This window comes from Paragemmobacter straminiformis, assembly GCF_014243445.1.
In the GTDB taxonomy this organism is placed as follows: Bacteria; Pseudomonadota; Alphaproteobacteria; order Rhodobacterales; family Rhodobacteraceae; genus Paragemmobacter; species Paragemmobacter straminiformis.
In genome coordinates this window covers 680,325-706,680 of the sequence record NZ_JACLQD010000001.1, presented here as the reverse complement: position 1 = coordinate 706,680, position 26,356 = coordinate 680,325, and the positions used below count along the sequence as shown (strand labels likewise).

At 60.4% G+C, this 26,356-nt stretch carries 25 protein-coding genes; 22 read left to right on the top strand and 3 right to left on the bottom strand.

The genetic code is table 11. The features are described 5' to 3' along the window. Positions 1–491: 491 nt before the first annotated feature. The 4 genes from H7F16_RS03330 to H7F16_RS03315 all read left to right on the top strand — a co-directional run bounded on the left by H7F16_RS03330 (position 492) and on the right by H7F16_RS03315 (position 5,104). Positions 492–1,454 (top strand): sugar ABC transporter substrate-binding protein, encoded by a 963-nt coding sequence (locus tag H7F16_RS03330; protein ID WP_185796116.1) that lies wholly within the window; start codon positions 492–494, stop codon positions 1,452–1,454. A gap of 43 nt (positions 1,455–1,497) precedes the next feature. Next, positions 1,498–3,051, top strand: a complete 1,554-nt coding sequence (locus H7F16_RS03325; RefSeq protein WP_185796115.1) for a sugar ABC transporter ATP-binding protein — start codon at positions 1,498–1,500, stop codon at positions 3,049–3,051. A 1-nt stretch (position 3,052) separates the two neighbouring features. Beyond that, positions 3,053–4,264: an ABC transporter permease gene (locus H7F16_RS03320; protein WP_206682564.1), complete on the top strand. Its 1,212-nt coding sequence runs from the start codon at positions 3,053–3,055 to the stop codon at positions 4,262–4,264. A gap of 63 nt (positions 4,265–4,327) precedes the next feature. Then, complete coding sequence (locus tag H7F16_RS03315; RefSeq protein WP_185796114.1) at positions 4,328–5,104, top strand: glucose 1-dehydrogenase; 777 nt, start codon at positions 4,328–4,330, stop codon at positions 5,102–5,104. Here H7F16_RS03315 and H7F16_RS03310 read toward each other — a convergent pair. Next, entirely contained in the window at positions 5,101–6,483 is a 1,383-nt protein-coding gene (locus H7F16_RS03310; protein WP_185796624.1) for an MmgE/PrpD family protein, read from the bottom strand. The two genes, H7F16_RS03315 and H7F16_RS03310, sit on opposite strands and share 4 nt — an antisense overlap. A gap of 208 nt (positions 6,484–6,691) precedes the next feature. On the opposite strand from H7F16_RS03310, the gene H7F16_RS03305 reads away from it, so the two are divergent. From H7F16_RS03305 to H7F16_RS03285, 5 genes are all read left to right on the top strand, one after another. After that, on the top strand, positions 6,692–7,435 hold the full coding sequence (locus H7F16_RS03305; protein ID WP_185796113.1) for an SDR family oxidoreductase: 744 nt from the start codon (positions 6,692–6,694) through the stop codon (positions 7,433–7,435). Between the two features lie 33 nt (positions 7,436–7,468). Then, on the top strand, positions 7,469–8,314 hold the full coding sequence (locus tag H7F16_RS03300) for an SMP-30/gluconolactonase/LRE family protein (protein ID WP_185796112.1): 846 nt from the start codon (positions 7,469–7,471) through the stop codon (positions 8,312–8,314). A gap of 111 nt (positions 8,315–8,425) precedes the next feature. Continuing rightward, complete coding sequence (locus H7F16_RS03295) at positions 8,426–9,331, top strand: NAD(P)-dependent oxidoreductase (protein ID WP_185796111.1); 906 nt, start codon at positions 8,426–8,428, stop codon at positions 9,329–9,331. Between the two features lie 26 nt (positions 9,332–9,357). Further along, positions 9,358–10,809, top strand: coding sequence for an NAD-dependent succinate-semialdehyde dehydrogenase (locus H7F16_RS03290; RefSeq protein WP_185796110.1), 1,452 nt, complete (start codon positions 9,358–9,360; stop codon positions 10,807–10,809). Positions 10,810–10,900: 91 nt separating this feature from the next. Further along, on the top strand, positions 10,901–11,827 hold the full coding sequence (locus H7F16_RS03285) for a LysR family transcriptional regulator (protein ID WP_185796109.1): 927 nt from the start codon (positions 10,901–10,903) through the stop codon (positions 11,825–11,827). 40 nt (positions 11,828–11,867) lie between these two features. Here the strand turns inward: H7F16_RS03285 and H7F16_RS03280 are convergent, their stop codons facing one another. Further along, positions 11,868–12,707 (bottom strand): cupin domain-containing protein, encoded by an 840-nt coding sequence (locus H7F16_RS03280; protein ID WP_185796108.1) that lies wholly within the window; start codon positions 12,705–12,707, stop codon positions 11,868–11,870. A gap of 224 nt (positions 12,708–12,931) precedes the next feature. Between H7F16_RS03280 and H7F16_RS03275 the strand changes: the two genes are divergently transcribed. The 13 genes from H7F16_RS03275 to H7F16_RS03215 all read left to right on the top strand — a co-directional run bounded on the left by H7F16_RS03275 (position 12,932) and on the right by H7F16_RS03215 (position 24,998). After that, entirely contained in the window at positions 12,932–13,720 is a 789-nt protein-coding gene (locus H7F16_RS03275) for an HpcH/HpaI aldolase family protein (RefSeq protein ID WP_206682562.1), read from the top strand. A 61-nt stretch (positions 13,721–13,781) separates the two neighbouring features. Next, the gene (locus tag H7F16_RS03270) at positions 13,782–14,606 is read left to right on the top strand and encodes an SDR family NAD(P)-dependent oxidoreductase (protein ID WP_185796107.1); all 825 of its coding nucleotides are present in this window, start codon (positions 13,782–13,784) and stop codon (positions 14,604–14,606) included. A 22-nt stretch (positions 14,607–14,628) separates the two neighbouring features. Then, complete coding sequence (locus H7F16_RS03265) at positions 14,629–16,077, top strand: aldehyde dehydrogenase family protein (protein ID WP_185796106.1); 1,449 nt, start codon at positions 14,629–14,631, stop codon at positions 16,075–16,077. 37 nt (positions 16,078–16,114) lie between these two features. After that, positions 16,115–17,020: an L-threonate dehydrogenase gene (ltnD, locus tag H7F16_RS03260; RefSeq protein WP_206682561.1), complete on the top strand. Its 906-nt coding sequence runs from the start codon at positions 16,115–16,117 to the stop codon at positions 17,018–17,020. Positions 17,021–17,023: 3 nt separating this feature from the next. Further along, positions 17,024–18,286 (top strand): 3-oxo-tetronate kinase, encoded by a 1,263-nt coding sequence (otnK, locus tag H7F16_RS03255; RefSeq protein ID WP_185796105.1) that lies wholly within the window; start codon positions 17,024–17,026, stop codon positions 18,284–18,286. Continuing rightward, on the top strand, positions 18,283–18,933 hold the full coding sequence (gene otnC, locus H7F16_RS03250) for a 3-oxo-tetronate 4-phosphate decarboxylase (RefSeq protein WP_185796104.1): 651 nt from the start codon (positions 18,283–18,285) through the stop codon (positions 18,931–18,933). The genes otnK and otnC overlap by 4 nt, the downstream gene beginning before the upstream one ends. Then, positions 18,930–19,721 carry a hydroxypyruvate isomerase family protein gene (locus tag H7F16_RS03245; RefSeq protein ID WP_185796103.1) on the top strand — a complete coding sequence of 264 codons (792 nt, stop codon included), beginning with the start codon at positions 18,930–18,932 and terminating at the stop codon, positions 19,719–19,721. Before otnC ends, H7F16_RS03245 begins: the two co-directional genes overlap by 4 nt. Next, positions 19,714–20,634, top strand: a complete 921-nt coding sequence (locus H7F16_RS03240) for an NAD(P)-dependent oxidoreductase (RefSeq protein ID WP_185796102.1) — start codon at positions 19,714–19,716, stop codon at positions 20,632–20,634. The genes H7F16_RS03245 and H7F16_RS03240 overlap by 8 nt, the downstream gene beginning before the upstream one ends. Continuing rightward, positions 20,634–20,984, top strand: coding sequence for a cyclophilin-like fold protein (locus H7F16_RS03235; protein ID WP_185796101.1), 351 nt, complete (start codon positions 20,634–20,636; stop codon positions 20,982–20,984). The genes H7F16_RS03240 and H7F16_RS03235 overlap by 1 nt, the downstream gene beginning before the upstream one ends. A 99-nt stretch (positions 20,985–21,083) precedes the next feature. Further along, positions 21,084–21,485: an XRE family transcriptional regulator gene (locus tag H7F16_RS03230; RefSeq protein ID WP_185796100.1), complete on the top strand. Its 402-nt coding sequence runs from the start codon at positions 21,084–21,086 to the stop codon at positions 21,483–21,485. Positions 21,486–22,156: 671 nt separating this feature from the next. After that, the gene (locus H7F16_RS03225) at positions 22,157–22,972 is read left to right on the top strand and encodes a recombinase family protein (protein ID WP_185796099.1); all 816 of its coding nucleotides are present in this window, start codon (positions 22,157–22,159) and stop codon (positions 22,970–22,972) included. A gap of 370 nt (positions 22,973–23,342) precedes the next feature. Next, positions 23,343–23,678 (top strand): helix-turn-helix transcriptional regulator, encoded by a 336-nt coding sequence (locus H7F16_RS03220; RefSeq protein WP_185796098.1) that lies wholly within the window; start codon positions 23,343–23,345, stop codon positions 23,676–23,678. A 24-nt stretch (positions 23,679–23,702) separates the two neighbouring features. After that, positions 23,703–24,998, top strand: coding sequence for a type II toxin-antitoxin system HipA family toxin (locus tag H7F16_RS03215; RefSeq protein WP_185796097.1), 1,296 nt, complete (start codon positions 23,703–23,705; stop codon positions 24,996–24,998). Positions 24,999–25,016: 18 nt separating this feature from the next. On the opposite strand, the gene H7F16_RS03210 is transcribed toward H7F16_RS03215, so the two are convergent. Then, positions 25,017–25,853, bottom strand: coding sequence for a protein NO VEIN domain-containing protein (locus tag H7F16_RS03210; RefSeq protein WP_185796621.1), 837 nt, complete (start codon positions 25,851–25,853; stop codon positions 25,017–25,019). Positions 25,854–26,356 lie beyond the last annotated feature (503 nt).

Here is a 26,356-nt window from a genome sequence, read left to right as displayed (position 1 = left end):
GGGTTTCCTTGCGCATTGCCGCGTGCCCATGCGTTGCAGATGGCGTGCGTGACCGCAATCAACTGTCAGTTCCGCGGGCTCGGCAAATAACACGCCATTATAACTGACTTGTCCTTATTTCTCTGCGTTTGAGCCAGATCAAGGTTGCACCGCGTTCTTCCAGCAAACGGTGCGTAACCCGGCCACCCGCCCCGGGTTGAGGTGGCATAACGCGCTGTTATACCTTGCTACCGCCGAACCGTCCGAAACGCTGTATCGGTAAAAACCGACATGCTAGGCCAATGGTCGGAGGAGTTGCGGACAGCGACGAGGAAGCGACCGCACATCATTCAACTGACGGAACGGTTCGGCCGGTCATCCCGGTTGTGCCAAGACGAAAAAGCAAGGACGCAGGGCGGTTAGCACCGTTTGCCTGCGCCCCGAGGAACTTGTGCATGTCCAGTGCAAACCGGACGGCAAAAGATTAACGACGCATGACCAGGGAGGAATACATGCAATTCACCAAACGCACAGCGGCGCTGATGGCTGCCACTCTGCTTTCGGCCGGAGCGGCCTATGCTGAAGAAATGACCTTTGGCTACGTTCCCGCCAGTCTCGAATACCCTTACAACGTCCAGACCGCCGAGGGCTTCAAGGAAGCTGCGGAAAAGGCCGGTGTGAAGGTCGTCGTGCTTGATCCGCGCGGCAGCGTCGAAAAGCAGGGCAACGCGATCGACGACTTGCTGACCCAGAACGTGGACGGTATCGGCTTTCTGCCGCTTGACTCGGTCGTTGCAGAATCCTTCGTCGACAAGATCGACGAAGCCGGCAAACCGGTTGTGGCAATCGCCTCGCAGGTCGGCGATCCGAACACCCGCGCCGTGGATGATCCCTATCCGAAACTTTCGGCTTTCGTTGCCACCGACAACTTCAAGGCGGGTTATGTTTCGGGCGAAATGGCTGCTGGCCTGCTGCCGAAAGACCGCACCGCGAAGATCGCGATCGTGGAAGGCGACCCGGCATATGCCGTGGTGAAGCTCGACACCGACGGGTTCAAGGCTGCGCTCGACAAAGCCGGCGCGAACTATGAGATCGTCGCCGCCCAGCCCACCAATTGGACCCCGGACGAAGGTGAATCCGTTTGCCAGAACTTCCTGACTGCGCATGACGATCTCGACCTGATCTTCAGCCAAGCGGACGATATGGCTATCGGTTGCGCCCGTGCCATCGAAGCGGCTGGATCGAAAGTCACCCTGATCGCTACGGGTGGTGGCTCCAAACTCGGCTATGACGCGATCAAGAACGGCGAGATGTATGGTTCGGTTTGCACCCGTCCGCGTCTGCTGGGCGCTTTGATGTTCCAATCGCTGTTGGAAGCAGCGACCAACCCTGACACGCCGAAGGCGCGCTACGTGACCTACGACATGCCGCAGATCACTAAAGAAACGCTCGATTCCTGCCCCGAGCAGTGGTGATCTGACCTGACGTTGACCTGAAGAAGACGGAGCTTCCAAACGCATGGAAAAGACCAGTCCAATCATGACCCTGCGTTCGGTCGCGAAGACCTTTGGTAATGGAACGGTTGCCTTGCGCGGTGTCGATCTCGACATCGTGCAGGGTAAGGTCCACGGCCTTCTCGGGGCCAACGGTGCAGGGAAATCCACCTTGATCAAGATCCTGTCCGGTGCCTTCAAGGCATCGGGCGGGACTATCTCGTGGCGCGGTCAACCCGTCAGTTGGGACAGTCCCAAAGCCGCCAATGACATGGGCGTTGCCACGATCCACCAGCATATTCCTCTGGTTCCGACGCTGTCGGTTCTGGAAAACGTTTTTCTGGGAAGCACTGGCGCTTGGCGCCTCGCCTCCGTGTCACGCAAGCGGTTCGACGAATTGTGCGAGCGCGTGCGCTACTGGCCAGACCCAGATGCACTTGCAGGTGATCTTTCTATTGGTGAAAGGCAGATGGTGTCGATTCTCCAAGCGCTCGGCACCGGTGCCGATCTAATCGTGATGGACGAACCGACGGCATCCCTGGCGACCGACGAACGCGAATTGGTCTACGCGACTGTCCGCCAGCTTTCGAAAGTCGAGAACAAGGCGATCCTTTTCGTTTCCCACTTTCTTGATGAGGTGATGGCCCTGACCGATCAGGTCACGGTGCTGCGCGATGGCGAAGCGGTATTGCGCGCCGAAACCTCCACCTTGGACGAGACGCGGCTGGCCGAAGCAATCGTCGGCAAGCAGATCGTAGAACTCGAGCGCGCAGCTGAGGCGCGTATTGGCCCGTCTGCGGCCAGCGGCACGCCACGGCTGGAGCTGCGCGGTCTATCCTCGCCCGATAAGTTGATGCCAGTTTCACTTAGTGTGGCAAAGGGCGAGGTGATCGGTGTCGCCGGACTGCTCGGCTCGGGTCGCAGCGAGTTGATCCATGCCATCTTTGGTGCCGACAAGGACGCAGTCGGCGACGTGCTTCTTGATGGCCAAACCTTGGCCCGCAGCACGGCGGCTTCGGTTCGCGCCGGGATCGGGCTGGTGCCAGAAGATCGCATGGGACAAGGACTGGTGCCGGAATTTGAGATCTGGCGCAACTTGACCCTTCCTGCATTGCAGGGCGTTTCCGCCTTCAACATGCTGCCCCAGCCCGAACGCGAACGCGAACGTGGCGAGGAGGCGATCCGCATGCTCTCGATCAAGGCAAGCTCGCCCGATATCCTCGTGCGCGAGCTCAGCGGGGGTAATGCGCAGAAGGTTACGATCGCCAAGTGGATGTTCAGTGATGTGAAGTTATTCCTTCTGGACGAACCGACGGCGGGCATCGACATCGGCGCCAAGACCGACATCCTTCGACTGATCCGGAAACTTGCGGGCGAAGGGAAGACGGTGATCATCGTCTCCTCCGAATTCGAGGAACTCTTGGCCGTCGCTGACCGCATCCTCGTGATGCGTGACGGAAAATGCATTGCCGAGCGCAATGTGCATGAAACATCGGAACACGAATTGCTGCTGCTGGCAGGCGGTCAGGGCCCTAAGGGGCAAGCGGTAAACGGTTCCGGCAAGGCAGCAGGACACTGACATGACCATGGCGAGCGATACTCAAATGACCCAGACCCAATCCCGCGCAAGCCAGACGGCCACTGCCAAGCCAACCAATTGGAAGCGGATCTTCGGACTTCGCGAGATGGGCGTCTATTACGCGCTGTTGCTCCTAATTTTCGTCTTGACGATGATCACCACCTATCTGGGACAGGAAAACTATCTCAGCATTCAGAACCTGACCAACGTCATCTATCAGTCGTCGCTGACCTCGATCATGGCGGTCGCGATGACGGTGATCTTGATCACCGGCAACTTCGACCTGTCGGTGGCCTCGGTCGCGGCCTTGGCCGCCGCGGTGCTGGTCGGCAATGCGGACGCGATGGGATTTTGGCCGGCAGTTGCCCTGGCTATGACTGTAGCGATGGCGCTTGGGCTTCTGAACGGATCGATCGTTCAGTTCGTCGGTATCAACGCTTTCATCGTGACGCTGGGCACTATGACGGCGGTCCGCGGGCTTGTGCTTATTTATACCGACGGTCGGTCGCTCTCTGTGAAGGACCCTGGTGTAATCGCCCAAATGAAAGCCTTTGAATCTGGCAAGAATGATGTGTTCTTGTTGGTCGTAGCGGCAGGGATCGTCTGCCTTGCTCTGGGGATCGGCAGCGTTATCAAAAGCCGTTCAAGCGGCAAGTCGCTGCGTCCCGCTGCCGTTGGCACGGTGATTGGTGGGGTAATTCTTCTGCTGCTGGCACTCGCTTCGGGCGGTGAACTCGTCGTTCGAACGCCGGTCGTCTATATGGGCATTTTCACCGCAGTCGTATGGTTTGTCCTTAGCTTCACGATGGTGGGGCGCCGTATCTATGCAGTGGGTGGCAATAGCGAGGCGGCTCGTTTGTCTGGTATCAACGTGCTGCGTTACAAGCTGATGGCCTTCGTGCTGTGCAGCGGTGCTGCGGGCTTTGCCGGCGTGTTGTTCGCAAGCCGCCTGCGGTCGATCAACCCTGCAGGTCTGACCGGTGCCGAACTGACTGTGATCGCTGCGGCGATCCTTGGTGGCACCTCGCTTTTCGGCGGCGCGGGCAGCGTGATCAAAACGCTGGCAGGGGCGCTCCTGCTCTTCTCACTGACCAACGGCTTCAACATTCTGAACCTTGGTGCCAACTGGCAGGGCCTGATCGAAGGGATCGTCGTCGTCGTGGCCGCCGCGATCTACACGGTCGGCAACCAAGGCCGCGCCAAAGGTCACTGATACTACCGGTCCGGCAAGAGTGTCGGACCGTCACTTTTCAAGACAGACTGACAGGAACTCGACATGAGCAAAGCCCCGACATTCGACTATTCGGGCAAGGTCGCCTTCGTCACTGGCGCTGGCAGCGGGATCGGGCGCGCTACGGCACTGGCGTTTGCTGAAGCTGGCGCGTCCGTAACGATCGTGGACATCTCCGAACAAGGGCTTGCGGAAACGGCAGCCCTGATCGCGGCCGCCGGAGGCAAATCTTTGTCCGTCCGTGCAGATGTAACGAAATCGGCGGAAATCAAAGCCGCGCTGGAGAAGACGATCATATCGTTTGGTAGACTCGATGCGGCATTCAACAACGCAGGTATCGAACAGCCCGGCGCGTCGATTGTGGATCTCGATGAGGATCTTCTCGACCGCGTGCTCAACGTGAACCTCAAAAGCGTGTTCCTGTGCATGAAACACCAGATCCCCCTGATGCTGAAGAACGGTGGCGGGGCGATCGTCAACACATCGTCCGGTGCAGGCGTCATGGCGATCCGAAACCAGTCGGGTTACTGCGCCTCGAAGTTTGGCGTGACCGTGGCATCCAAGGTGGCCGCGCTGGAATACGCCGACCAGAACATCCGGGTGAATGCGCTCTGCCCCGGTATCATCGACACGCCCATGATCGCCCGCTACACGGGCGGGACCGAGGAAGGCCGCGCCCGCATCATCAAACAGGAACCGGTGGGCCGCATGGGTAAGCCCGAAGAGATTGCGGCGACCGTCCTGTTCCTGTGCTCCGAGCAGGGCTCGTTCATCACCGGTCACGCTCTCGTCGCAGATGGGGCGCAAACCGCAGGTATCTAAGCCAGCGCCCGGACAAGGTCCGTCGCATCCTCCAACTCTTCCAGCGCCCGGGCCAGTTCTTGCGCCCGGGCGATTTTTTCCGGGTCGATGCGTGTGACCGCGACTGCGGCACATTCGCGGAACTTGGCGAAGATGTCTGCCCAGCCCATCGGATTGTCCGCATTGCCAGGCACTTTCGTCCCGGTGATGGTCCAGCGGCGACCGTCGGTTGCAACGATTTCGACACGTCCCGGTGGCAGTTCCAGCTTCCAGTCGAGCGCAGGGTCGGTGTGGAGGGAAATCTTGCCCCCTGCCGCCAACACTTCAGGATCACGCAGACCGGCCTCCGAGAAATCGGTCACGCTCATGCCTCTGCGAACCACCGCGATAGCGACGAGAAAGGGCAGACTGAACTTCGCATCCGCCAAGGTGGCAGGCGCGCGACGCTCTGCCAATGGTTGGCACATCAGGTCGTGATAATCTCCGACGTGCAACCGGATTTCAGCGATGTCACGAAGCGTAAGATTGTTCTCGGTTACGATGTCGATGGCGGCTTTCATATGGCTGTGCGCCGTGCCGACGCATGGCCAGCGTTTGTAAAGCGTGCCACTGCCAAGAAGGTCCGTTCCTAACTCTTCGACGATGGCCGCGCGGTCGTATCGTCCGCCGAAATATGTGTTGAAGAAGCCGTATTTGCCCTCGAACATGCGGTCGATGCCCGTGATGCCTTTTTCTGCCATCAGCACAGCCAGAACCGCGCCCTTGGCGGAGAAGCCTGCATACATGCCACGAAGATCGCTGCCGCGACCGGCAACCATTTCCATGATTCCGCTCGATTGCATGGAGGCGATGCCCATCGCATGGGCGATGCGCTCGGTATCAAGCCCCGCCACTCGCCCCGCCGCAGCAGTAGCGGCGAAGACAGCAAGCACGGTCGACAGGTTCCAGTCTTTGTTCCAGCCCACATTGCAGCGCAGGCGTGCAAAGATGTCCTGACCCACGGCGACGGCCGTGATCAACTCGCGCCCCGATATGCCGCCGCTCCTCTCGGCGATTGCAAAGACCGCAGGGACTATGGAACTCGCGCAATGCTGGCCCCACGGTGTCTGGTCGTCGTAGTCGAGGCAATGTGCCAAGGCGCCATTCGCAAGCGCCGCCATCAGCGCCGGAGCCTTTCCGCCAAAGGCGAGCAGCGTGCAATCCTGTGCGCCACCGCTTTCGCGGACGATATCGATGACCCCACGCACGGCAGGTTCGCTGCCGCTTGCGGCCAGAATGACGCCCAGCGTGTCGAGCACGCTCTTCTTCGCGGCCTCCCGCGCCTCTTCGGTCAGATCCTCATAGCGCATCCTAGCGGCATGGGCAGCAAAGAGATGGATTAGATCGCGGGGTCCAGACATGGATTGGTCTTTCGTTTGTAGCAGGTCAGGCATTAGGGCTGACCCTAAGTGCCGTCGCTCCGCCGATCCATCTGCACACTTGGTAAATGGCGGCAGGTTATAATTCTTGGTTATAGGCGCGGCGCAAGGTTGTGGGAATGCCGGTTCACCTGCGCGGGCAATTCCGCTTCTGTGATGCTTCACGAATGGAAGTAACGGGATGCGCAGCATGGCACAATTTTCGGGCAAGACGGCCCTTATAACAGGGGCACTTGGCACCATTGGCCAGACTTTGGTCGCCCGCTTTGTGGCCGAGGGTGCACAGGTCGTCGCGCTTGACCGTCCGGGGATGGAAGAATCTGCTTCCTGTTTTGCGGGGCTTCCCGCGCCGGTCCGCTATTTCGGCTGCGATCTCAATGACCTCGCTGCCACCGAAACCGCCGTCACACGACTTTGCGCGGAATTGGACGGGGTCGATATCCTGATCAACAATGCGGCTTTCGTCGTGAACAAACCGCACGAGGCGTTCTCGATCGAGGAATACGAAACCGAGGTCCGCATCAACTCTAGCGCGGCCTTCATCCTGACGCGGGCGTGCAGCGCCGCGATGAAGGAAAAACGACAAGGCAAGATTATCAATCTGACCTCTCTAACGCTGACCGGCCATTGGGAAGGCTTCGTGCCCTACGTCGCGTCGAAGGGTGCCATGTATGGTCTGGTCAAATCCCTGTCGCGTGAGCTCGGGCACTACGGCATCAACGTCAATGGCATCAGCCCTGGCGCCGTGCTGTCGGATGCCGAATTCCGGCATTTCGGCGACAAGGCCGAGGAATATGATCGTTGGATTCTCGAACGGCAAAGTCTGAAGCGTCGTATCTTGCCGGAAGACATATCCAATCTGGCTGTCTTCTTGGCATCGGCGCAGGCTGACCTGATCACCGGCCAGAACATCCATTGCGATGGCGGGTGGTAAGCGGCGCGTTCAAGTGAGGAGAAGGGGGAAGACATGCGCGAGCATAGGGCGACACTTCTAGCTGACGGCTTCAAGTTTCTTGAAGCGCCGAAATGGCATGACGGGCAACTATGGGTGTCAGATGTTTTCGATAACCGCGTCTTCGCCCTGACGCCTGACGGAGAGCGGCGCGAGGTGTGCTTCGTTCCGGCACGGCCGTCGGGCCAAGGTTTCCTGCCGGACGGGCGGCATATCGTTGTCTCTGCCGCAGATTGCCGCTTGGTCGAGGTCAGGGATGGAAATCTATCGACCTATGCCGACCTGTCCAGTTACGCTGCGGGCTATGTCAACGATTTCGCCATCGACGCGGACGGGCGCATCTATGTCGGTGACTTCGGCTATGACTACGACGCCGGCGAGGCGCGAAAAACGACCAAGCTGCATCGGGTCGACCCCGACGGATATATCACCGCCGTGGCGGACGGTGTCGATTTTCCGAATGGTTCGGTTATCGTAGATGACGGTGGCACGCTTATCGTGGCCGAGACTTGGGAGGGGCGCATCGCCGCTTTCGACCTGGACGCGCAGGGTAACCTGTCGAACCGGCGCGTCTTTGCCGATCTGAGCGACCGGTTCCCTGACGGGCTTTGTGCCGATGCGGAAGGCGCGATTTGGGTTGGCTGCTTCAATACCGGCGAGTTTCTGCGGGTGCTGGATGGGGGAGAAATCACCGATGTCTTCCGCTTCGACGGCTCGGCCATTTCCTGCGTCCTAGGGGGTGAGGACGGAAAGACGCTGTTCATGACTACCTTCCTTGGGCCGAGCGACGAAATCGCAACGGAGAAACGCAAAAGCGCGGTCTTTATGGCGCGTGTCGATGTCGGCGGGCCACGTCCTTAAGGGTATAGCTTTTGGTTATATCTCGACGGCGTGTGGCTGGCGCAGTTCGTTGCAGCAAGAGAGGCCGGGGGATAGCTTGGCGCTCAGTTCCATTGGTGGAAACGGGTTTCCATGCAGCCGATCCTTGCCTATCCCGCACTTGCGGGCATGACCTATCCTTGCCTTGAAATCCTCTGGCGTATCGTGCCGGACGCTTCTGGCATCGCGAGATTAGGCGCGGACGAGAGGGCCGAAGTGCGCGTCTTGATGACGAGCGCCTCGCGTGGTTGCAACGAAGAGACGATCTCTTTGCTTCCCAACCTCGCCTTCGTCATTTCGCAGGGGGCGGGTTCTGAAAAGATAGATCGAAAGGCGCTCGATGCGCGCCGAATCAAGCTGCGGCTGGTCAATGAAACTGTGACCGAGGATGTTGCCGACCTTGCCATGACCCTGACGCAGATGCTTTGCCGCAATCTGGTTGCTGCGGACCGCTTCTCTCGGGGGGCGTGGGCATCGGGGCGCTTCGATCTGGGAGATAGCCTCGTTGGCATGACCATCGGGATCGCGGGATTAAGCGGTCGGATCGGGCAGGCCATCGCAGCGCGGGCGCGGGTTTCGGGAATGAGGATCGCGGGTCTTGACCGCCCGTCGAACCGAGGGCTGGGCGACAGTCTGCACGATGGTTGGCGAGCGCTGGCCGAAGCATCCGATGTCCTGGTCCTTGCCGTTCCGGGAACCGATGATCTTTCCGCTATCATCGACGCCGATGTGCTGGCGGCCCTTGGGACGAAGGGACGTCTGGTCAATGTCGGGCGCGGCAACCTTGTCGATACCGACGCGCTGATCGATGCGCTTGAAAGGGGGGGCATCGCAGGTGCTGCGCTTGATGTGCTCGACACCGAACCGCATGTGCCGACGCGTCTTGCTGCGCTGTCCAATGTGATCCTTACCCCCCATATCGGCGCGCAAACCTGGGGCCAACGTGCCCGTGCCGCCAAGATCGCCGAAGCCGAAGTATTGGCCTTTCTCGGCCTGTGACCCGAACGACTGCAAAGGACCTTCAAATGACCGCACCCGCCATTTCTTATCCGCGCATCGGACTTCTGATCGATGGCGAGTGGATCTATGACCGACCGACCCTGTGCGAGGTCGAAAATCCAAGCACCGAAGCGACCCTTGGCACCGTGCCAAAGGCTACTGAAGAAGATTTGCAAGCCGCGCTTGCCTCATCGGCGCGTGGGTTCGAGACTTGGCGCAAGACCTCGCCAACGGCCCGCGCAGCTTTGATGCGGCGGGCAGCTGCCCTCGTGCGCGAGCGGGCCGAGGACATCGCGCCGATCTTCGTGGCCGAGTCGGGACGGACGCTTGCCGAAGTGCGAGCCGAGATCGAGCGTTCGGCCACGTTCCTCGACTGGGACTCGGAAGAGATCCGGCGCATATACGGGCGCATCGTTCCCACCGATCCGCCGATCCAACAATACGTCATCCGCGAGCCGGTGGGTCCGGTTGCCGCGTTTACGCCGTGGAACGTGCCGATGAGCGCGCCTTCGCGGAAAATCAGTGCCTCACTTGCGACGGGATGCTCGGTAATTCTGAAGCCGTCCTCTGACACACCTGCAACCGCTTGTCTGTTCGCGCAGTGCTTCTTGGATGCCGGTCTGCCGAAGGGCGTGCTGAACGTGGTCTTCGGTGAATCTGACCATGTATCCCGCACGCTCGTCCTGTCGCCCATCACGCGGCTGGTGACGCTGACCGGCTCGATCAATGTGGGCAAGCACCTCAGCCGCCTTGCGGTCGAAACGATGAAGCCTGTGTTGATGGAACTGGGCGGCCACGCGCCGGTGCTCGTCGATGATACGGTCGATCCGGTTGAAGTCGCGCGACTGGCTTCGCACTGGAAATTCCGCATGGCCGGGCAATTCTGTTCGGCCGCTTCGCGCTTTCTGATCCATGAGAAGGTCTATCCCGACTTCGTCAAAGCTTTGGTCCGAGAGGCAGAAAGCCTGAAGGTCGGCGATGGCTTCATGGAAGGCGTGCAGATGGGCGCGCTGGCCAACCGCCGCCGTCTGGCAACCATGGAAGGCTTCGTGCAGGACGCCGTGGAACGGGGAGCAAAGATCGCCACGGGTGGTGCGCGATTGGGCAATCGGGGTTGGTTCTTCCGACCGACGGTCCTTGCCGATGTGCCGCTCGACGCTCGTGTGATGACCGAAGAAACCTTCGGCCCGATTGCGCCTTGCATGTCAGTCGGTTCGATGGATCAGGCCCTCGAAATTGCGAATAGCCTCGAAATGGGTCTCGCAGGTTTCGTCTTCACCAATGACATGGCGACTGCGGATTGGCTGACGCACGAGCTTCAGGCGGGTTCGATCGCGCTCAACTGCTTCACGAGTCCCGGTGCCGATGCCCCATTTGGCGGTTATCGCGAAAGCGGGATCGGGCGTGAAGGGGGGCCGGAAATGTATCAAAGCTATACCGTCGCCAAGACGATCGCCGAACGCCGTGTCCGCGTCTGATATCGCAGGCAACGGCTTGTTGCGGGCCGTGTTGTCGATACAATCATCCCCTGTGGCGGAGCCCGCGCCACAGGAGGCTGACGCTGCCGAGATGTTCGATATCGACCCCAAGAAACTGCTCTATTTTGCAGCCGTCATCGAACATGGCAGCCTGAACCGCGCTGCGAAGTCGCTAAAGGTGTCGCAGCCAGCGCTATCGACGTCAATGGACCGGCTCGAAGCCGAGATGGGGATGCACCTTCTTGAACGGGGGCCAAGTGGAATCGTCCCCACAAATTACGGCGAAATCCTCTATTGCCATGCCCGTCTGATCCGCGAGGAGGTGGAGCTTGCAAAGCGCGATCTGATGAATGCCCGCTCGGGGCTGACCGAGTCGATCCGTGTCGGCAGTTTGCCGAGCATGGCGGGGTCGATCATCCCTATGGCCCTTGGCCGCTGGCGCATGATGCATCCCGATGGCGACCTTCAAGTCGTCGAAAACGCACAGTTCGACCTGTTGACGGGTCTACTTCGCCGCGACTTCGACTTCGTTGTCGGCTTCACCGAAGTCTTCGACATGCTCGACGGCCTACGCCAGCAAGTTTTATTCCGCGATCATCTTTGCGTCATCGTCCGACCGGGTCATCCGCTGCACAGCGTGGAGAACCTGACCTGGCAGGACCTTGTGCAGCACCCGTGGATTTCACCCACCTCGCGGCGGTCGCATACTGTGCTCGAGCATGTCATGAATACGATGAATGTCGGTCCTCCCCAGCAGGTCACGGTCTGCGGTTCGGTGTCGCTTCTGAAGTCACTGGTCGCCACTTCGGACTATCTGGCGCTCTTGCCTGTTCATGCAGCTAGCTCGGAACTCAGCGAGGGCCGCCTTGTCGCATTGCCCTTCGAAGACCCGGTCCTGAGCCGGAACATCGCGGTCTTCTTCCGCGAGGGATATGAGATGGACCTGCCGCGCAAAGATCTGGTCGCATGTGTGAAGGAATGCGGTCTGGAGCTTTCTCGCACCGGCCCTGCACCCTGACTGTCCCGGCGCAGGGGAGCGCTGCGCCGGGTCGCTGCCATCAGAATTTGGGCAGCGTCACCGAGAAGAAGATCGACTCGGCATTGGCCTTGATATCCGTAGGCTTGTCGCTCGGCAGAAGCTCAATGCCGGTCTTTTCGCGATAGGTCGTGCCTTCGACGGTGACCGAGCCGGTTGCCATGAAAAGCACTTCGAGCTGGTCGCGCGTGCCGGTGTTCATCGTGGCGCCGGCATCAACCTTGAAGAAACGGATCTGGATGTTGCGTTCGGTGAACACGCCCAGAAGCTTGGTCGAAACGCCCGGCATGCCGGTCGGTGCCCATTCATAAGCGGCCGGGTCCATCATGACGACGTCGTCATAGCGGGCGGGATGGAAGACCAGTTTCTGGCCCGTCGCCTCTTCGAAACAGGCGGCAGAGCCGTCCATGTTGTGCTTTTGGCCCTTGTTATCGATCCAGGTGAAAATTCCGTCTTTGAAGGTGCCTTTGGCTTCAAGCCGCTTGTTCGCCGCTTCGCGGTCCGGTGTGGAAAGGAACCCCGATCCGCTTGCGCCACCGAACTGGATCACCATCATTTCCAGCCCTTCAGGGCGGTCCTGCGGTCCGTAATGCACGCTTTCGGGAAAATAGGCGACCGAACCTTCGCCCATGATCTTATGCGGCGAGGCCGGGTATTTGCCCTTCAACACATAGCGGATCTGGTCGAAGTTGTGCCGGTGGCGCGGGGTGCCCCAGCCGCCAGAGCCGGTCAGGCCGACGTTCAGCAGGTAGTTATTCGGCGATCCGTTCTCGCCCTGCAGCAGGAACTTCTGCGAAAGTTTACCCACACGCATCGAACCCACATCGCCGCCTTCCGACGTAGCCGCTTCGGAAATACGCATCTTCCAACTCCTTGGTCTCGGGTTTCGGTTGGCCTCAGTTAAGGCAGGCGGGGGTAGCTGCGATATCCCGAAAAAAGCTGCGGTATAACCTTGTGTTATTGGGTCCGGGGCGGCGCGGCCGCTCTCGCTTGATCGGAAGGGGAAAGGTCTCCAAGAGTCAGGAACCGCCGCGATGACCTGTCACAGGTCGTGTTTCGGCGCCCCCGTCGGACATTGGAAACAGCATGAACACCCCGCCCATCGTTTCGGAAAACCGCGTGAAGCAGAAGATGGCTTCGGGTGGCCTTGCCGTGGGCATGATTGTGCGTCTGATGCGTGGAGTGGAAATCGCTGCGATCGCCAAGAGCGCTGGCTTCGACTGCCTTTACATCGACCTTGAGCACTGCAGCTTTTCGCTCGAAACGGTCAGCCAGATTTGCATGACTTCGACGGCCCTTGGCGTGACGCCTATGGTGCGTGTGCCGGGATTGGATGCTGCCGAAATCGGGCGGACGCTGGAAGCCGGTGCTCAGGGTGTGATCGTTCCGCACCTCGAAACCCGAGCAGATGCTGAACTGCTGGTTCAGGCAGCAAAATTCCCGCCGATGGGCAGCCGTTCGCTTCTGGGGATGAACCCACACACCTTGTTCCGCATCGGTCCCGCTGCGGAAACGATGCAGGCGATGAACGATGCAACGCTTGTGGTCGGGATGATTGAGTCGATCGAAGCGGTCGGCAATTCGGACGAGATCGCTTCCGTCGAGGGGCTCGACATGCTGTTGATCGGCACGAACGATCTTTGCAATTCGCTTAACGTTCCAGGTCAGCTCGACCACCCGAAAGTGCGCGAAGCCTATGAAAAGGTGGCCGCCGCCTGCAAACGGCACGGCAAACGGCTGGGGGTCGGAGGGCTGAACTCGCGGCCTGAAGTCGCCAAGGAAATGATCGCGCTCGGGGCGAGCTACGTCTCGGCCGGAAGCGATACGGGTTTTCTAATGAGCGCGGCGACGGCAACCGCAAAGAGCTTTCGGTGACGCAGACGGCACTGCGGCAAAGACCGCATGCCCGTGCCACCGCACAATCTGGGAGGAACAGATGAACGAAGTGAACCACGTAAAGGCGCCGCAGGATTCCGGTGTGCCGGAATGGGCGCGTGATTTCAGCGTGGCGGATCGCGTGGTGGTGATCACTGGCGCGGGTCAGGGTATCGGGCGCGAACTTGCCCGCCAGTTCGGCGCGGCGGGAGCCATTGCGATTGTGGCCGATGTTCAGTTGGACAACGCCCAAAAGGTCAAGGCCGAGATTGAACTGCCTGGCGGCCGCGCTGCGGCGATCAAAGTGGATGTTGCCGACGAAGCTTCAGTCAATGCCATGATCCAGAGTGTTGTCGATCAATTCGGTCGGGTCGATGTGCTGATCAATAACGCTGCGATCTTCGCCTCGCTCGAGAAACGCAAATTCGAGTTCATACCGCTCGACGAATGGGACCGCGTCATGCGCGTCAACATCAACGGCCCACTTCTGTGTGCCCGTGCTGTGGCACCGGTGATGCGCAAGGCAGGGTGGGGCCGGATCATCAATATCGCCTCGGACGCCGTGCCGAAGGGCGTGATGAATTACATGCATTACGTTACGTCGAAGTCGGCAATGATCGGGTTCACCAACGCCATGGCCCGAGAGTTGGGCGAAGACGGGATCAACGTCAACTGCGTGCGCCCTGGTGCGGTCGCAACCGAAGTCGAACGGGCGGTCAATCCTACCCAAGACCTTAAGCGCAACCAGATTGCGCAGCAATGCATCAAACGGGGGATGGAACCGCCGGATCTTGTCGGCCTGATGATGTTCCTGTCGTCGCCAGCATCCAGCTTCATCACCGGACAAACCATCGCCTGTGACGGCGGCTACACGCACAGCTCCTAGTAGAAGTGCGGAAGGACAGAGCATGATAAACCACTGGCAACTTTACATCGACGGCACCTGGGTCGAACCCTTGACCGGCGGCATCCGCGAAGTCATCGACCCAACCACCGAAAGCGTCTTCGCCTCGGTCGGTCAGGCTGGAGTTGCCGACGTGGACCGTGCGGTTCTCGCTGCCCGTCGCGCCTTTGTCAGTTTTTCGAAGTGGGGCGTGGCCGACCGTATCGCGCTGATCGATCGAATCATCGCGGCCTACAAAGCGCGGGCTGACAAGTTCGCTGATATCATCGCGCGTGAGGTCGGAATTCCTGTCAGTTCCAAGGCGCAAGTTTCGGGTCCGATCGGGCACTTGGAAGTAGCACGTAACCTGATCCGGACCTATGCCTTCGAACGGCATATTGGCGACACGATCATCCGACGCGAGCCGATTGGTGTCTGCGCGCTGATCGCACCATGGAACTGGCCGATCCAGACGCCGGTCATCAAGATGATTTACGCGCTTGCGGCCGGATGCACGGTTGTTCTCAAACCGTCCGACGCTTCACCGCTCAGCGCGATACTTCTGGCCGAGGTGATGCACGAGGCGAAGGTTCCGCCGGGGGTCTTCAACCTCGTCATCGGCCGTGGTCGCGTCGTTGGAGAAGCGATGGCCGCGCATCCCGAAGTGGACATGATCTCGTTCACCGGTTCGACCGGAGCAGGTGCCAAAGTCGGTGAGGCCGCGGCGCGCACAGTGAAGCGGACCTGTCTCGAACTGGGTGGCAAGTCTGCCAACGTTGTCCTGCAGGACGCGGACCTTGAAAAGGCAGCGCGGTGGAACATCCAACGCTGCTTCTTCAACACTGGCCAGTCCTGTCACGCTCCAAGCCGGATGATCGTGCACCAAGATCAGGTCGAAGCTGTGCTTCCCTTCCTTGCCGATGAGGCGTCGCGTTTCCGCATCGGAGATCCGCGCGATCCTGCGACAACAATGGGTCCGGCGGTCAGCTTGGCGCAATATGAGACGGTGCAGCGGTATATCCAGTCGGGGATCGATCAGGGCGCAAGGTTGGTATGTGGCGGGCTTGGACGTCCCGACGGGCTGAGCGGCGGATACTTCGTCAGGCCCACGGTCTTCGCCGATGTCCGCCCTGACATGGTCATCGCGAAGGAAGAAATTTTCGGGCCTGTCCTTTGTGTCATTCCCTACCGCACCGAGGCCGAGGCAATCGCAATTGCCAACGACTCCATCTTCGGTCTGGGCGGCTACGTCTTTGGCACCGACCGCGAGCGCGGCTACCGTGTCTGCTCGCAGATCGCGGCGGGACGGGTCTGCTTCAACGGTGCGGCGACCAATTCGCTGACGCCGATGGGCGGCTACAAGCAATCGGGTATCGGGCGGTCGATGGGTGTCTTCGGGCTCGAGGAATACCTCGAAGTGAAGTCGGTCTACGGTTTCGCGACCGAGGCAGCGGAGTTGCCCGAGCATGTGTGACAATTGCGGAAAATGCCGCGCGGGCTGCGCGGGCGGAATGGAGACGAAGGCGATGCAGGTCGGTGTGATTGGTCTGGGCTCGATGGGGTTCGGCATGGCCTCGTCCCTTTTGCGGGCAGGCCATGCGGTCTGCGGCGCGGATGTCAGCGAGGCCGCGGTCGAGCGGTTCCGCGCGCAGGGCGGTGCGCAGCAGAGCATCACGGTCGCCGCGGGAAACCTTGACGCCTTGGTCGTGGTTGTCCTGAACGCGGCGCAGGTAGAAGCGGTGTTCTTTGGCGCCCAAGGTATCGCTCCAATGCTGAAGAAAGGCGCGGTCGTTCTATGCTGCGTTACGGTCGCGCCGGATTTCGCGCGGTCAGTGGCGGCTCGCTGTGCCGAACTTGGACTGCATTACCTTGACGCACCGATTTCCGGCGGGTCGGTCAAGGCGGCGGCAGGCAAACTCGCGATCATGGCTTCCGGCAGCCCCGAGGCTTTTGCGGCGGCACGTCCCGTGCTGGACGCGACGGCAGAGACCGTATTCGAACTTGGCGACAGCGCCGGGATGGGGTCGGCCATGAAAGCGGTCAACCAGATGCTTGCGGGCACCCATATCGCGGCTATGGCCGAGGCTCTCACATTCGGCATGACCCAAGGGATTGCGCCGGAGACGTTCCTCAAAGTCATCCCGAAATGCGCTGGAACGAGCTGGATGTTAGAAAACCGTGCACCTCACGTGGTGGCGGGAGATTATACGCCCCATTCCGCCGTCGACATCTGGCCGAAAGACCTCGGTATCGTGCTCGACGCCGCGAGGGCATCGAAGTTCGCGGCTCCTTTGACGGCTGCTGCGTTGCAGCAGTTCGTTGCGGCCAGCGGCATGGGCCTTGGCAGAGAAGATGACGCTGCCGTCGCCAAGGTCTACGCCCGAAACGCGCAACTGTCCCTACCGGGGCTCGAATAGCGCATGACGACCTTCTTCGGAGCCATTGCCGACGATTTGACCGGAGCCACGGATTTAGCCGGTTTGCTCGCCCGGTCAGGCGTTCCCGTGTCGTTGCGGATGGGTGTGCCCAAAGGCGAACCGTCGGAAACTGCAGCGCTTGAAATCATCGCCCTGAAATGCCGGACCGAGCCCGTTGCTGTTGCCGTGAACGAGACCCGAGCAGCGCTTAACTGGCTGCGTCGGGCTGGAGCCGTGCGGTTCTTCTGGAAGTATTGCTCCACCTTTGACTCGACGCCCGATGGCAATATCGGACCGGTTGCCGAAGCGCTGATTGAGGAATTGGGTGTCGATCAGACGATCTACTGTCCGGCTTTCCCCGAAAATGGGCGGAGCATTTTCATGGGCAACCTGTTCGTCGGCGAGCAGCCGTTGGCGGAAAGCCCGATGAAGGACCACCCGCTGACCCCTATGCGCGACTCCAATCTCATGCGGCTTCTGGCACCGCAGGTGAAGCGGCCGGTCGGTCTGGCAAATCGCCATGTGGTGGCACGCGGGGCAGGGGCTCTTTCGGCGCGTCTGGAAGAGCTTCGGGCGCATGGAGTTGCCCATGTCGTGGTCGACGCCGTGTCGAACGACGACCTGACCGTGATCGCCACGGCATGTCAGGACATGACCTTGCTGACGGGTGGAAGCGCCGTTGCGATGGCCCTCCCGAAACTATGGGCGGATCAGGGCAAGGTCGCGCGGGGAGCGACGGCGCGAGCGGGTATTTTAGACGGGCCTGCCGTTCTTCTTTCGGGCAGTTGTTCTGCCATGACCAACCGTCAGGTCGCCGCCGCACTGGCTGCAGGGCGACCAGGTTTCCGGCTCGATCCCGTCTGCCTTGCCGACCAAGGCGCCGGCGCCGCGCTCGACTGGCTTCGGTCACAGGACTTGGCAAGAACGCCGCTTATCTATGCCACGGCCGAACCGCAGGCCGTGAAGGATACTCAGGCGCGTCTGGGTCGTGAGCGGGCGGGGAAGCTCGTCGAAGATGCGTTGGCCGCCTGCGCGGTGGTTGCCCGTGACAAAGGGGCAAGGCGCTTCGTCGTGGCAGGGGGCGAAACCTCTGGCGCGGTGGCCAAGGCTTTGCACATCGACCGTCTGGATGTGGGCCAGGAGATTGCGCCGGGTGTGCCGTGGTGCTTTGCCGAAAGCGAGGGGCAGAAGGTGGCAATCACGCTCAAATCCGGAAATTTCGGGGCCGAGACCTTCTTTGCCGATGCGTTGGAGAGGTTGGGATGAGCGAAGAAAGCCGACTGCGTGAAACCATCTGCACACTTGCCGCGTCCATGTTCGACCGGGGCCTGACGCATGGTTCCACGGGCAACATCTCGGTGCGGTTGCCCGATGGCGGGCTCCTCGTTTCGCCCACCGGCAGCAGTTTCGGCAGGCTCGATCCCGCACGTCTGGCGCAATTCGATGCGGTAGGCCGCCACGTCGGAGGCGATGCGCCTACGAAGGAAATGCCCCTGCACAAAGCTTTTTACGACACGAGGAGCACGGCGGGGGCAGTGGTCCACCTGCATGCATGCCACTCGGTCGCCTTGTCGACGGTAAGCGACGCCGACCCGGACGATTTCCTTCCCTCCATCACGCCCTATGCGGTGATGCAGCTTGGACGGGTGAAACTCTTGCCCTACTTCCGTCCCGGCGATCCGGCGATGGGCGAGGCTGTGCGTGGCCTAGCGGGCAAGCGCAGCGCGGTGATGCTGGCCAACCACGGCCCCGTTGTCGCTGGCAAGGATGTCGAGGCTGCCTGCAATGCCATCGAAGAGTTGGAAGCAACCGCACGGCTCGCGCTTCTGACGCGGGGCATGAACCCGCGCCTTCTAAACCAGGTGCAGGTGCAAGAGCTCGCCACGACCTTCAACGTCGAGTGGGACGCATGAAATTTTCCGCCAATCTCGGTTTTCTCTGGGCCGACCGCCCGCTACCCGTCGCAATCCGCGCGGCCAAGGCCGCCGGCTTCGATGCGGTCGAATGTCATTGGCCCTATGACGTCCCTGCGGACGAAGTGCGCGCCGCATTGCAGGAAACAGGGCTGTCCATGCTTGGCCTGAACACTCGTCGAGGCAATGTCTCGCACGGCGAGAATGGCCTTTCTGCCCTTCCCGGACGCGAAGTCGAGGCGCGGGCTGCCATTGACGAAGCGTTGGCCTATGCCCGCGTCATCGGGGCGGGCGCAGTTCATGTCATGGCCGGCAACACGAGCGGGCCAAGGGCGCGTGCGTCGTTTGTTTCCAACCTTCTTTACGCCTGCGAGCAGGGGGCAAAGGACAGCATAACGATCCTGATCGAACCGCTGAACCCCTACAACGCTCCCGGCTACTTCCTCAGCTCGACAAGCCTCGCCGCCGATATCATACGCGAAGTCGGTCGGTTGAACCTGAAACTGATGTTCGATTTCTACCATGTCCAGATCATCGAAGGCGACGTGACACGGCGTGTGGAGCATCTGCTGCCCTTGATCGGACATATCCAGATCGCCGCCGTGCCAGACCGTGGCGCACCCGATCATGGTGAATTGGACTATCGCTACGTCTTCGACCGCATCACCGCCCTTGGCTGGTCGCGCCCGATCGGCGCGGAATACCTGCCCGGGGCAAATACCGACAAAACCCTTGGCTGGCTGGCCGCACAAAAGAACGCATCGCAAAAGGACCACTCGCATGTCTGACAAACCCGTCATCGGCTTCATCGGCCTTGGCTTCATGGGCCACGGCATGGCCAAGAACATCCGTGCCAAGGGCTATGAGCTGTGGGTGCGCGGACGCTCGAACCGCACGCCGGTCGAAAGCCTGCTGTCGATGGGGGCCAAGGAAGCCACCAGCCCGAGACAGATGGCCGAAGTCTGCGATATCATCCACATCTGCCTGTCGAACTCGCCTCAGATCGAAGCGACGATGCGCGGCCCGGATGGCATTCTTGCGGGTGCACGCAAAGGACTGATTGTCATCGACGCATCTACCGCCAACCCTGCGTCGACCGAGGCGCTGGCTGCCGAATTGTCAGCCAAAGGCGGGCATTTTGTCGACGCGCCCTTGGGCGGCACACCAGTGCAGGCCGAAGCGGGCCAGCTTAGCGCAATGGTCGGCTGCGAAGAGGCTATCTTTGACCGTATTCGTCCCGTTCTCGATACATGGGCTGCAAAGTCCACCCGGATCGGCGAAGTGGGCAGCGGTCACAAGATGAAACTTCTGATGAACTTCATCGGCCTGTCTTACGGCGCCCTCTTCTCTGAAGTCGTCGTGCTTGGGGCCAAGGTTGGCATCTCGCCCCAAATCATTCGCGAGGTGATTTCCCCCAGCCGAATGGGCAACGGCTTCTTTGAGACGTTCATGGGCTACGTCGTGGACCGCAATCGTGACTCGCACAAATTCTCCATCGCGAACGCGGCGAAGGATCTGCGCTATCTCAATGACATGGCATCGGATGCGGACATGGTGAATATCATCGCAGGCGGCGCCAAGCATTACTATACCCATGCCATCGCAACCGGCCGGGGCGAAGACTATGTTCCGATGCTAAGTGATCTCGTCGGTGCGTTGAACGGGGTCGACATGGCCGCCGAGGTAAAGAAAGGCGGCTGATGCGCGTCCGCTGCAGCTTTGCAGGCAAGAACTTCAGCCTCACGCTGTTCGGCAACCCGACCGCGCGCGATCTTTTTGCCATGCTGCCGCTCGAATTGACGATCGAGGATTACGGCCAGAACGAAAAGATGGCGCGCCTTCCGGCGGGCTTGTCGGAGCGGGGTGCCATCCGGTTCGAAGGCGAGCGCCCCGGTGATCTCTGCTATTACGCTCCGTGGAAGACCCTAGCGTTCTTCCACGGCGGCTACCGCTACTCTCCCGGGCTGATCCGCATCGGTATGCTGGATGGAACGATTGGTCCGCTCCTGCGCAAGGGAAAGCACGAATTGAAGTGCGAGATCGTAATATAGTTTCCGCCTTGCCGCCCAAGTCCCACGAATTCCCCATCTGCTCTCTCGCTATCTTTGAAACATCGCACAGCTACGTGCGCAAATTTCAAGGACACCAGCATGAGCACGACCCCCTACGCCTCCTCCCACCTTGCCCAGTTCATCGACCGGCGCATCGAAGAATTGCATCACAAGACCCAGGCTGACATTGCCCGCGAGGCGGGCTTCAGGAATGCCAACTTCATTACCATGCTCAAGATGGGCAATGCTAAGCTGGCACTGGATCGCGTGCCCGCTCTCGCAAAAGCCCTCGAAGCCGATCCGTCTTTCGTTATGCGGCTTGCGGTCGAGCAGAGCTTTGGCCCAGAAATGCTGAAGCTCCTTTCCGAGTTGCTGGGCGAAAACCTGACGGAAAACGAGAAAGAATGGATCAAGATCATCCGTGACTCTTCCGCCAAGACCGACCCCGCGCCGGCTCGCACTATCCGGCGGGTGCTGAAGCTCTTCCTTCATGAGACGTGAACCGTTCGACGGGACCGCTGGCGGAGTTTGGTCTGAGTGCAGATTCCGCAGGTTGCAAGCCATGCGCCCAAATCAATCCAGGACGCAAGAAGCTTATCGGAAACGACAACCTGCCGGTTTACACTCGGGTGACACCTAGTCGTCAGAAAGGGTGACACCAAGAGCCGGGACGCAGGTTCCGGCCGTCTCGTAAGGTAACACTTTGGACAAGTGTAAACCGTTCCGATCCAGAGAAATAAGGACTTCGTGGCTATGGCGAACAAGTTCGGAGCCGCCGCGAAAATCTCTCCATCTGTCAACCATCCAGCCATGCATCCAACGCAAATCACGACGGGCGAGTAAATGTAGGCCCATGGTGGGATGACGATGCGCGACGGACATAGGCGAGCAGCTAGACATGCATCTGCCTGCATCTATTTAGTCGGATGCAGCTATCTAGCTACTTGGCTAACCGCAGCTTCGCCTATGTGCTCGCGCCAGCGTTGGCTCCGTATGTCCTCCGCGGTCACTCCAACCCTTAGGTTTCGACAGGTTTGCTAGCATAACGGGTTCCTAAAGGGGATCGGATAGGTTCCCACACGTCTATACTCCTCTTACCTTCACACCTTCTTACAGCGCTCTCTCATCTGACACAGCGCGCCTTTATCTTTCGCAGCCTCTTCATCCCTCGCATGGCCGCACCATATCGTGCTGGAGCGGAGGGTGTGCTGATGGCAGCGAGAAGGAAGGATGGCACTGGCGCGAAGGCGATCGTCGGCTACGTTCGTGTTTCTACCGAGCGTCAGGGACGCGAGGGCATCAGCATCGATCTTCAGCGGGAAGCAATTCACGAGTTCGCCCGAGGTTGCCATTTGCCTTTGATAGAGGTCTTTGAAGATGTGGCTTCCGGAGCGGGTGCCTCAAGTCTACGTGGTCGTCAGGGACTGCTGAATGCTCTTCAAGCCTGTAGAGATCATGACGCTGTTCTCGTCGTCTGGGATTGGTCGCGCCTTTCTAGGCACGCGGCATCCGAAGAGAACATCAAAGCGCTCGTTCCATCTCCGGATCGAATTCTTTCTCTCAAGGATGGAGAAGGTTTTGCGCAGGCAAGCGAGCAGGCGCGTCTGAAGCGGGCTGAACTTCAGCACAATGAAATCTCCCGGCGCACTAAAGAAGGCATGGGACGCAAGAAGGCCGAGGGGGCGTCGTTCGGTAATCCCAATATCCGTGAAGCGCAGGTGAAGGGCACCGCAGCGGCCTCGGACAAAGCAAATGCCATCATCGATGCAATTGTTCGTATTCTTCGCGCCGAAGCTGATCCGGACAAAGTCAAAGCGGTGCAGGTGGTGGATCAGCTCAACCAGCTTGGGGTCCTCACCGGTCAAAACCAGACATGGACCGTAGGCCGTGTCCGCGTGCCGCTCAGGCAGGCCCGGAAGCGCTTTGTAGATGTCTCGGATGAAGAAGATCGCCTGATGAGGGCCAATCCGCTTTACGGCCTTTTCTAAGCGCGACCTCCGGCCATATCTCTTGTGCGCTCGTGATCGGCCTTCAAAGTTCGCTGCACTGGCGTCTGCACTTGCTGCCAGGCTTCGTGGGGCGAGCGCTGGTGCACGCTGTCCGGCTGGGCGCTATGAGGGTGGCTGGCGAGTGACGGGACGCACAGGTGAGCGGCTGGTGCAGCCGATATGGACTTTCGGTAAAGCCTTACATTTGGAATGTGCTGACTTAGCCTAGATACGCGCGCAAGTGCGAAGTGGTTACATGCCCGGTCTGTCTGGGAGATAGTTTCAAGCCGGCCGCCGCTGCGCACTCCAAACCGGCAGAATATGGTCTATATATGTTGCTTATGAGTATTTTGAGTATTATATATAGATCATGAAACAAGCTCAATCGCTCTCATCGCAAGCCACAGACGCCTTGGCGACCTTCGGCGCCATGATCCGCGCTGCGCGTGTGCAGCGCGGCATGACGGCGGCCGAGCTGGGCGCACGCGTCAGCGTCTCGCGCGGCGTGATCCAGCGGCTCGAAGCAGGTGAGCCCGGCACCGCTATCGGCGCTGCTTTCGAGGCCGCGATCGTTCTCGGCCTGCCACTCTTCGACGTCGATGCCACCCAGCTTGGAACCCTACGGAGCCAGAAGGAGGCGATGAACGCGCTGCTGCCCAAGCGGGCTTTCCAGGCCAGCCAAGCGAAGCCCGACAATGACTTCTGATCCCCACCAACTCCGGCCCTCCAAATGAAGCGCCCCGCCCTGCTTGCACCCGCGCTGTCGGCATATGTCTGGATCTGGCTGCCGGAGGCGACCGAGCCGGTGGTCTGCGGTCGCATCGATCTTGCGGACGGGATCAACCGCTTCACCTATGGCAAAAGCTACCTTGCCCGCCCCAACGCCATCCCGATCTGGTTGCCCGAACTGCCGCTGGTAGATGCTGTTCTCGTGCCGGAAGCTCCGCATGTCATCGCGGGCGCCCTCCGCGATGCAGCGCCAGACCAGTGGGGCCGTCGCGTGGTGCTCAACCGCCAATTCCAGCGTCGCGGCCGCGATGTCGACACCGGTGACCTCGACGAGCTCAACTACCTCTTGCTCTCCGGCTCGGACCGGATCGGCGCGCTCGACTTCCAGACCTCACCCACCGCTTACGTTCCCCGACTGCAACGCGAGGCGCGTCTGGAGGAGCTTCTTAATGCGGCTGAAGCGGTCGAGGCCGGAGTGCCGCTTTCGCCTGACCTTGACGACGCCCTCCGCCACGGCACCTCGATCGGTGGTGCGAGACCCAAAGCGCAGCTCGTGGACGGGAACAGGAAGCTCATCGCCAAATTCGCAGCGTCGCGAGACACGCATAACGTGGTGCAGGGAGAATACCTCGCCATGAAGCTGGCTCAGGCCGTCGGCCTCGACGTGGCACCTGTCCAGCTTGTGAAGGCCGCAGGCAAGGATGTCCTGCTCGTCGAGCGGTTCGACCGCATCCACACCAATCATGGCTTCCTGCGGAGGGCGATGGTCTCCTCGCTCACGCTGCAGGGTCTGGATGAAACCGCGGCACGCTATGCGAGCTACCCCGCCATCGCCGATGCGATCCGGCACCGCGCCGCCGATCCGTCGTGCGATCTGCGGGAGCTTTGGTCGCGGATGCTGTTCAACATCTTGGTCGGTAACACCGACGATCACGCCCGCAACCACGCCTGCTTCTGGGATGGCAGATCGATCCGCCTGACCCCAGCCTATGACATCGATCCCCGTCCGCGCTTGGGTCGCGAGGCCAATCAGGCCATGGCCGTGACCCGCACTGACCGCCGTTCACGCATCGCCACAGCCCTCGATGCCGTGGGCCACTTCTCACTGCGCCGCGATGAAGCGGTCTCCATCGCCAAGCGCCAGATCGAGACGATCCGCGCCCGTTACCGCGAGCTTGCATCCCATGCTGGGATCGACCCCGCCTTGCAGGACCTTCTGGCCGGACGCGCGATCCTGAACCCCTATGTTTTCGAAGACTCGCCGGAAGAGATCGCCGCGCTGGAAGGTCCGCTATAGGCCCTCGGTCCTAGCCCGTCAGTGGAAGCCCGCCTGATAGGTCATCGCGGTCAGCGAGACATGCGCATCAAGCGGCGGCCGCAACTCGAACGCCTTCGGGGTGCGGGCGAAGTCGTAGAGTCGGAACAGGCACCATTCCGCGCGCCACTCTTCAGCAACCTCCAGCTCATTCCGGCTGATGAAGAAGGGCGTGCGATCCCAAGCCCCGTTCGTCGTCTTCACCTCGATCAGGCGTGGGCGTTCATCCAGATCGAAGCTGGCTATGTCATAGCCTGCACCGTCACCGTCCTCTTCCGAGACCCAACGGACCTTATGCGAAAGACCCGTCAGGCCCGCCGCCCTTAACTTCTCACGTTCGTAGGCCACCACCAGCTCTTCGCCCGCCCGCCCGAGCGCGCGGTTCCGCGCGTCCCGCCCCGCCACGTCGAACTTGCGCGCGACCTTCAGCATCTTCTCCAGATCCCTCGGAGGGGGACGGTTTGCCAGGGTAGGCGAGGGACCGACAAAGAGTGCATACGCATCGGCGAAAGCCGTCACACCCCTCTGCGCTGGTCTCGCCGCCCACGACGGATGCACCTTCTGCCAACGCACGATCGCATCCGCGAGCGAGAGTTGGAAGTTCGTCGCCGGTGCGTAACCGTCGAGCCACGCCTCTCCCAGCGCCTGCAACGCGCCGCTGACGTTCTGTAACTTGAACTCGACTGACTTCTCCGACCGCGCCGGAAGCCGCTCCGCCAGAGCACGGTGCCGCTGCGCCTTGATGAACTGCTGGCCAGCAAGATGATCGGCAAACATCGCGAAGTATTCCGCGACGACCGTGTCGTTCTCTTCGTCTGACCAGTCCGAGGGAGCCATAGCGCCCAGGGTAGAAACGCTCGCATGGGTTGTCACGGAGAAATCTGGTGCCCGCTTGACCTCATGTGCACCACCTTTTGATCACACGCCCCCGCAGGTGATCGGCGAACTATGAAGTGGGTATCTCCCAGACGAACAGAACGCTCGATCAACGCGTTCCGGAAGCACCGTCAGACCCGAGTGCTTAGAGCGCATCCATGATGTCGTCGACCGCGCGCTCCGATCACCCGTCAGCATCGAGGAAATAGGAACGGCTCGACATTCCGTGGGGAACGGGTCGCATGGGGAAGTCGAAGTCCTAGAAAAAGGCGAGCAGAGCGAAGGGGATGCCTTCTGCCCCAGCCGCATTTTGGCGCCCAAATCCTCCTATGACGTGCTCTTACATTTCGTGCAGGATGCTTCGCTGTGGTCCTACGCTCAAGAACATATGAATATATTTAGGAATGCTTCTTATATTTTACTTGTGCTCAAGTGGCACATCAGATATTGCTACATATATTCAA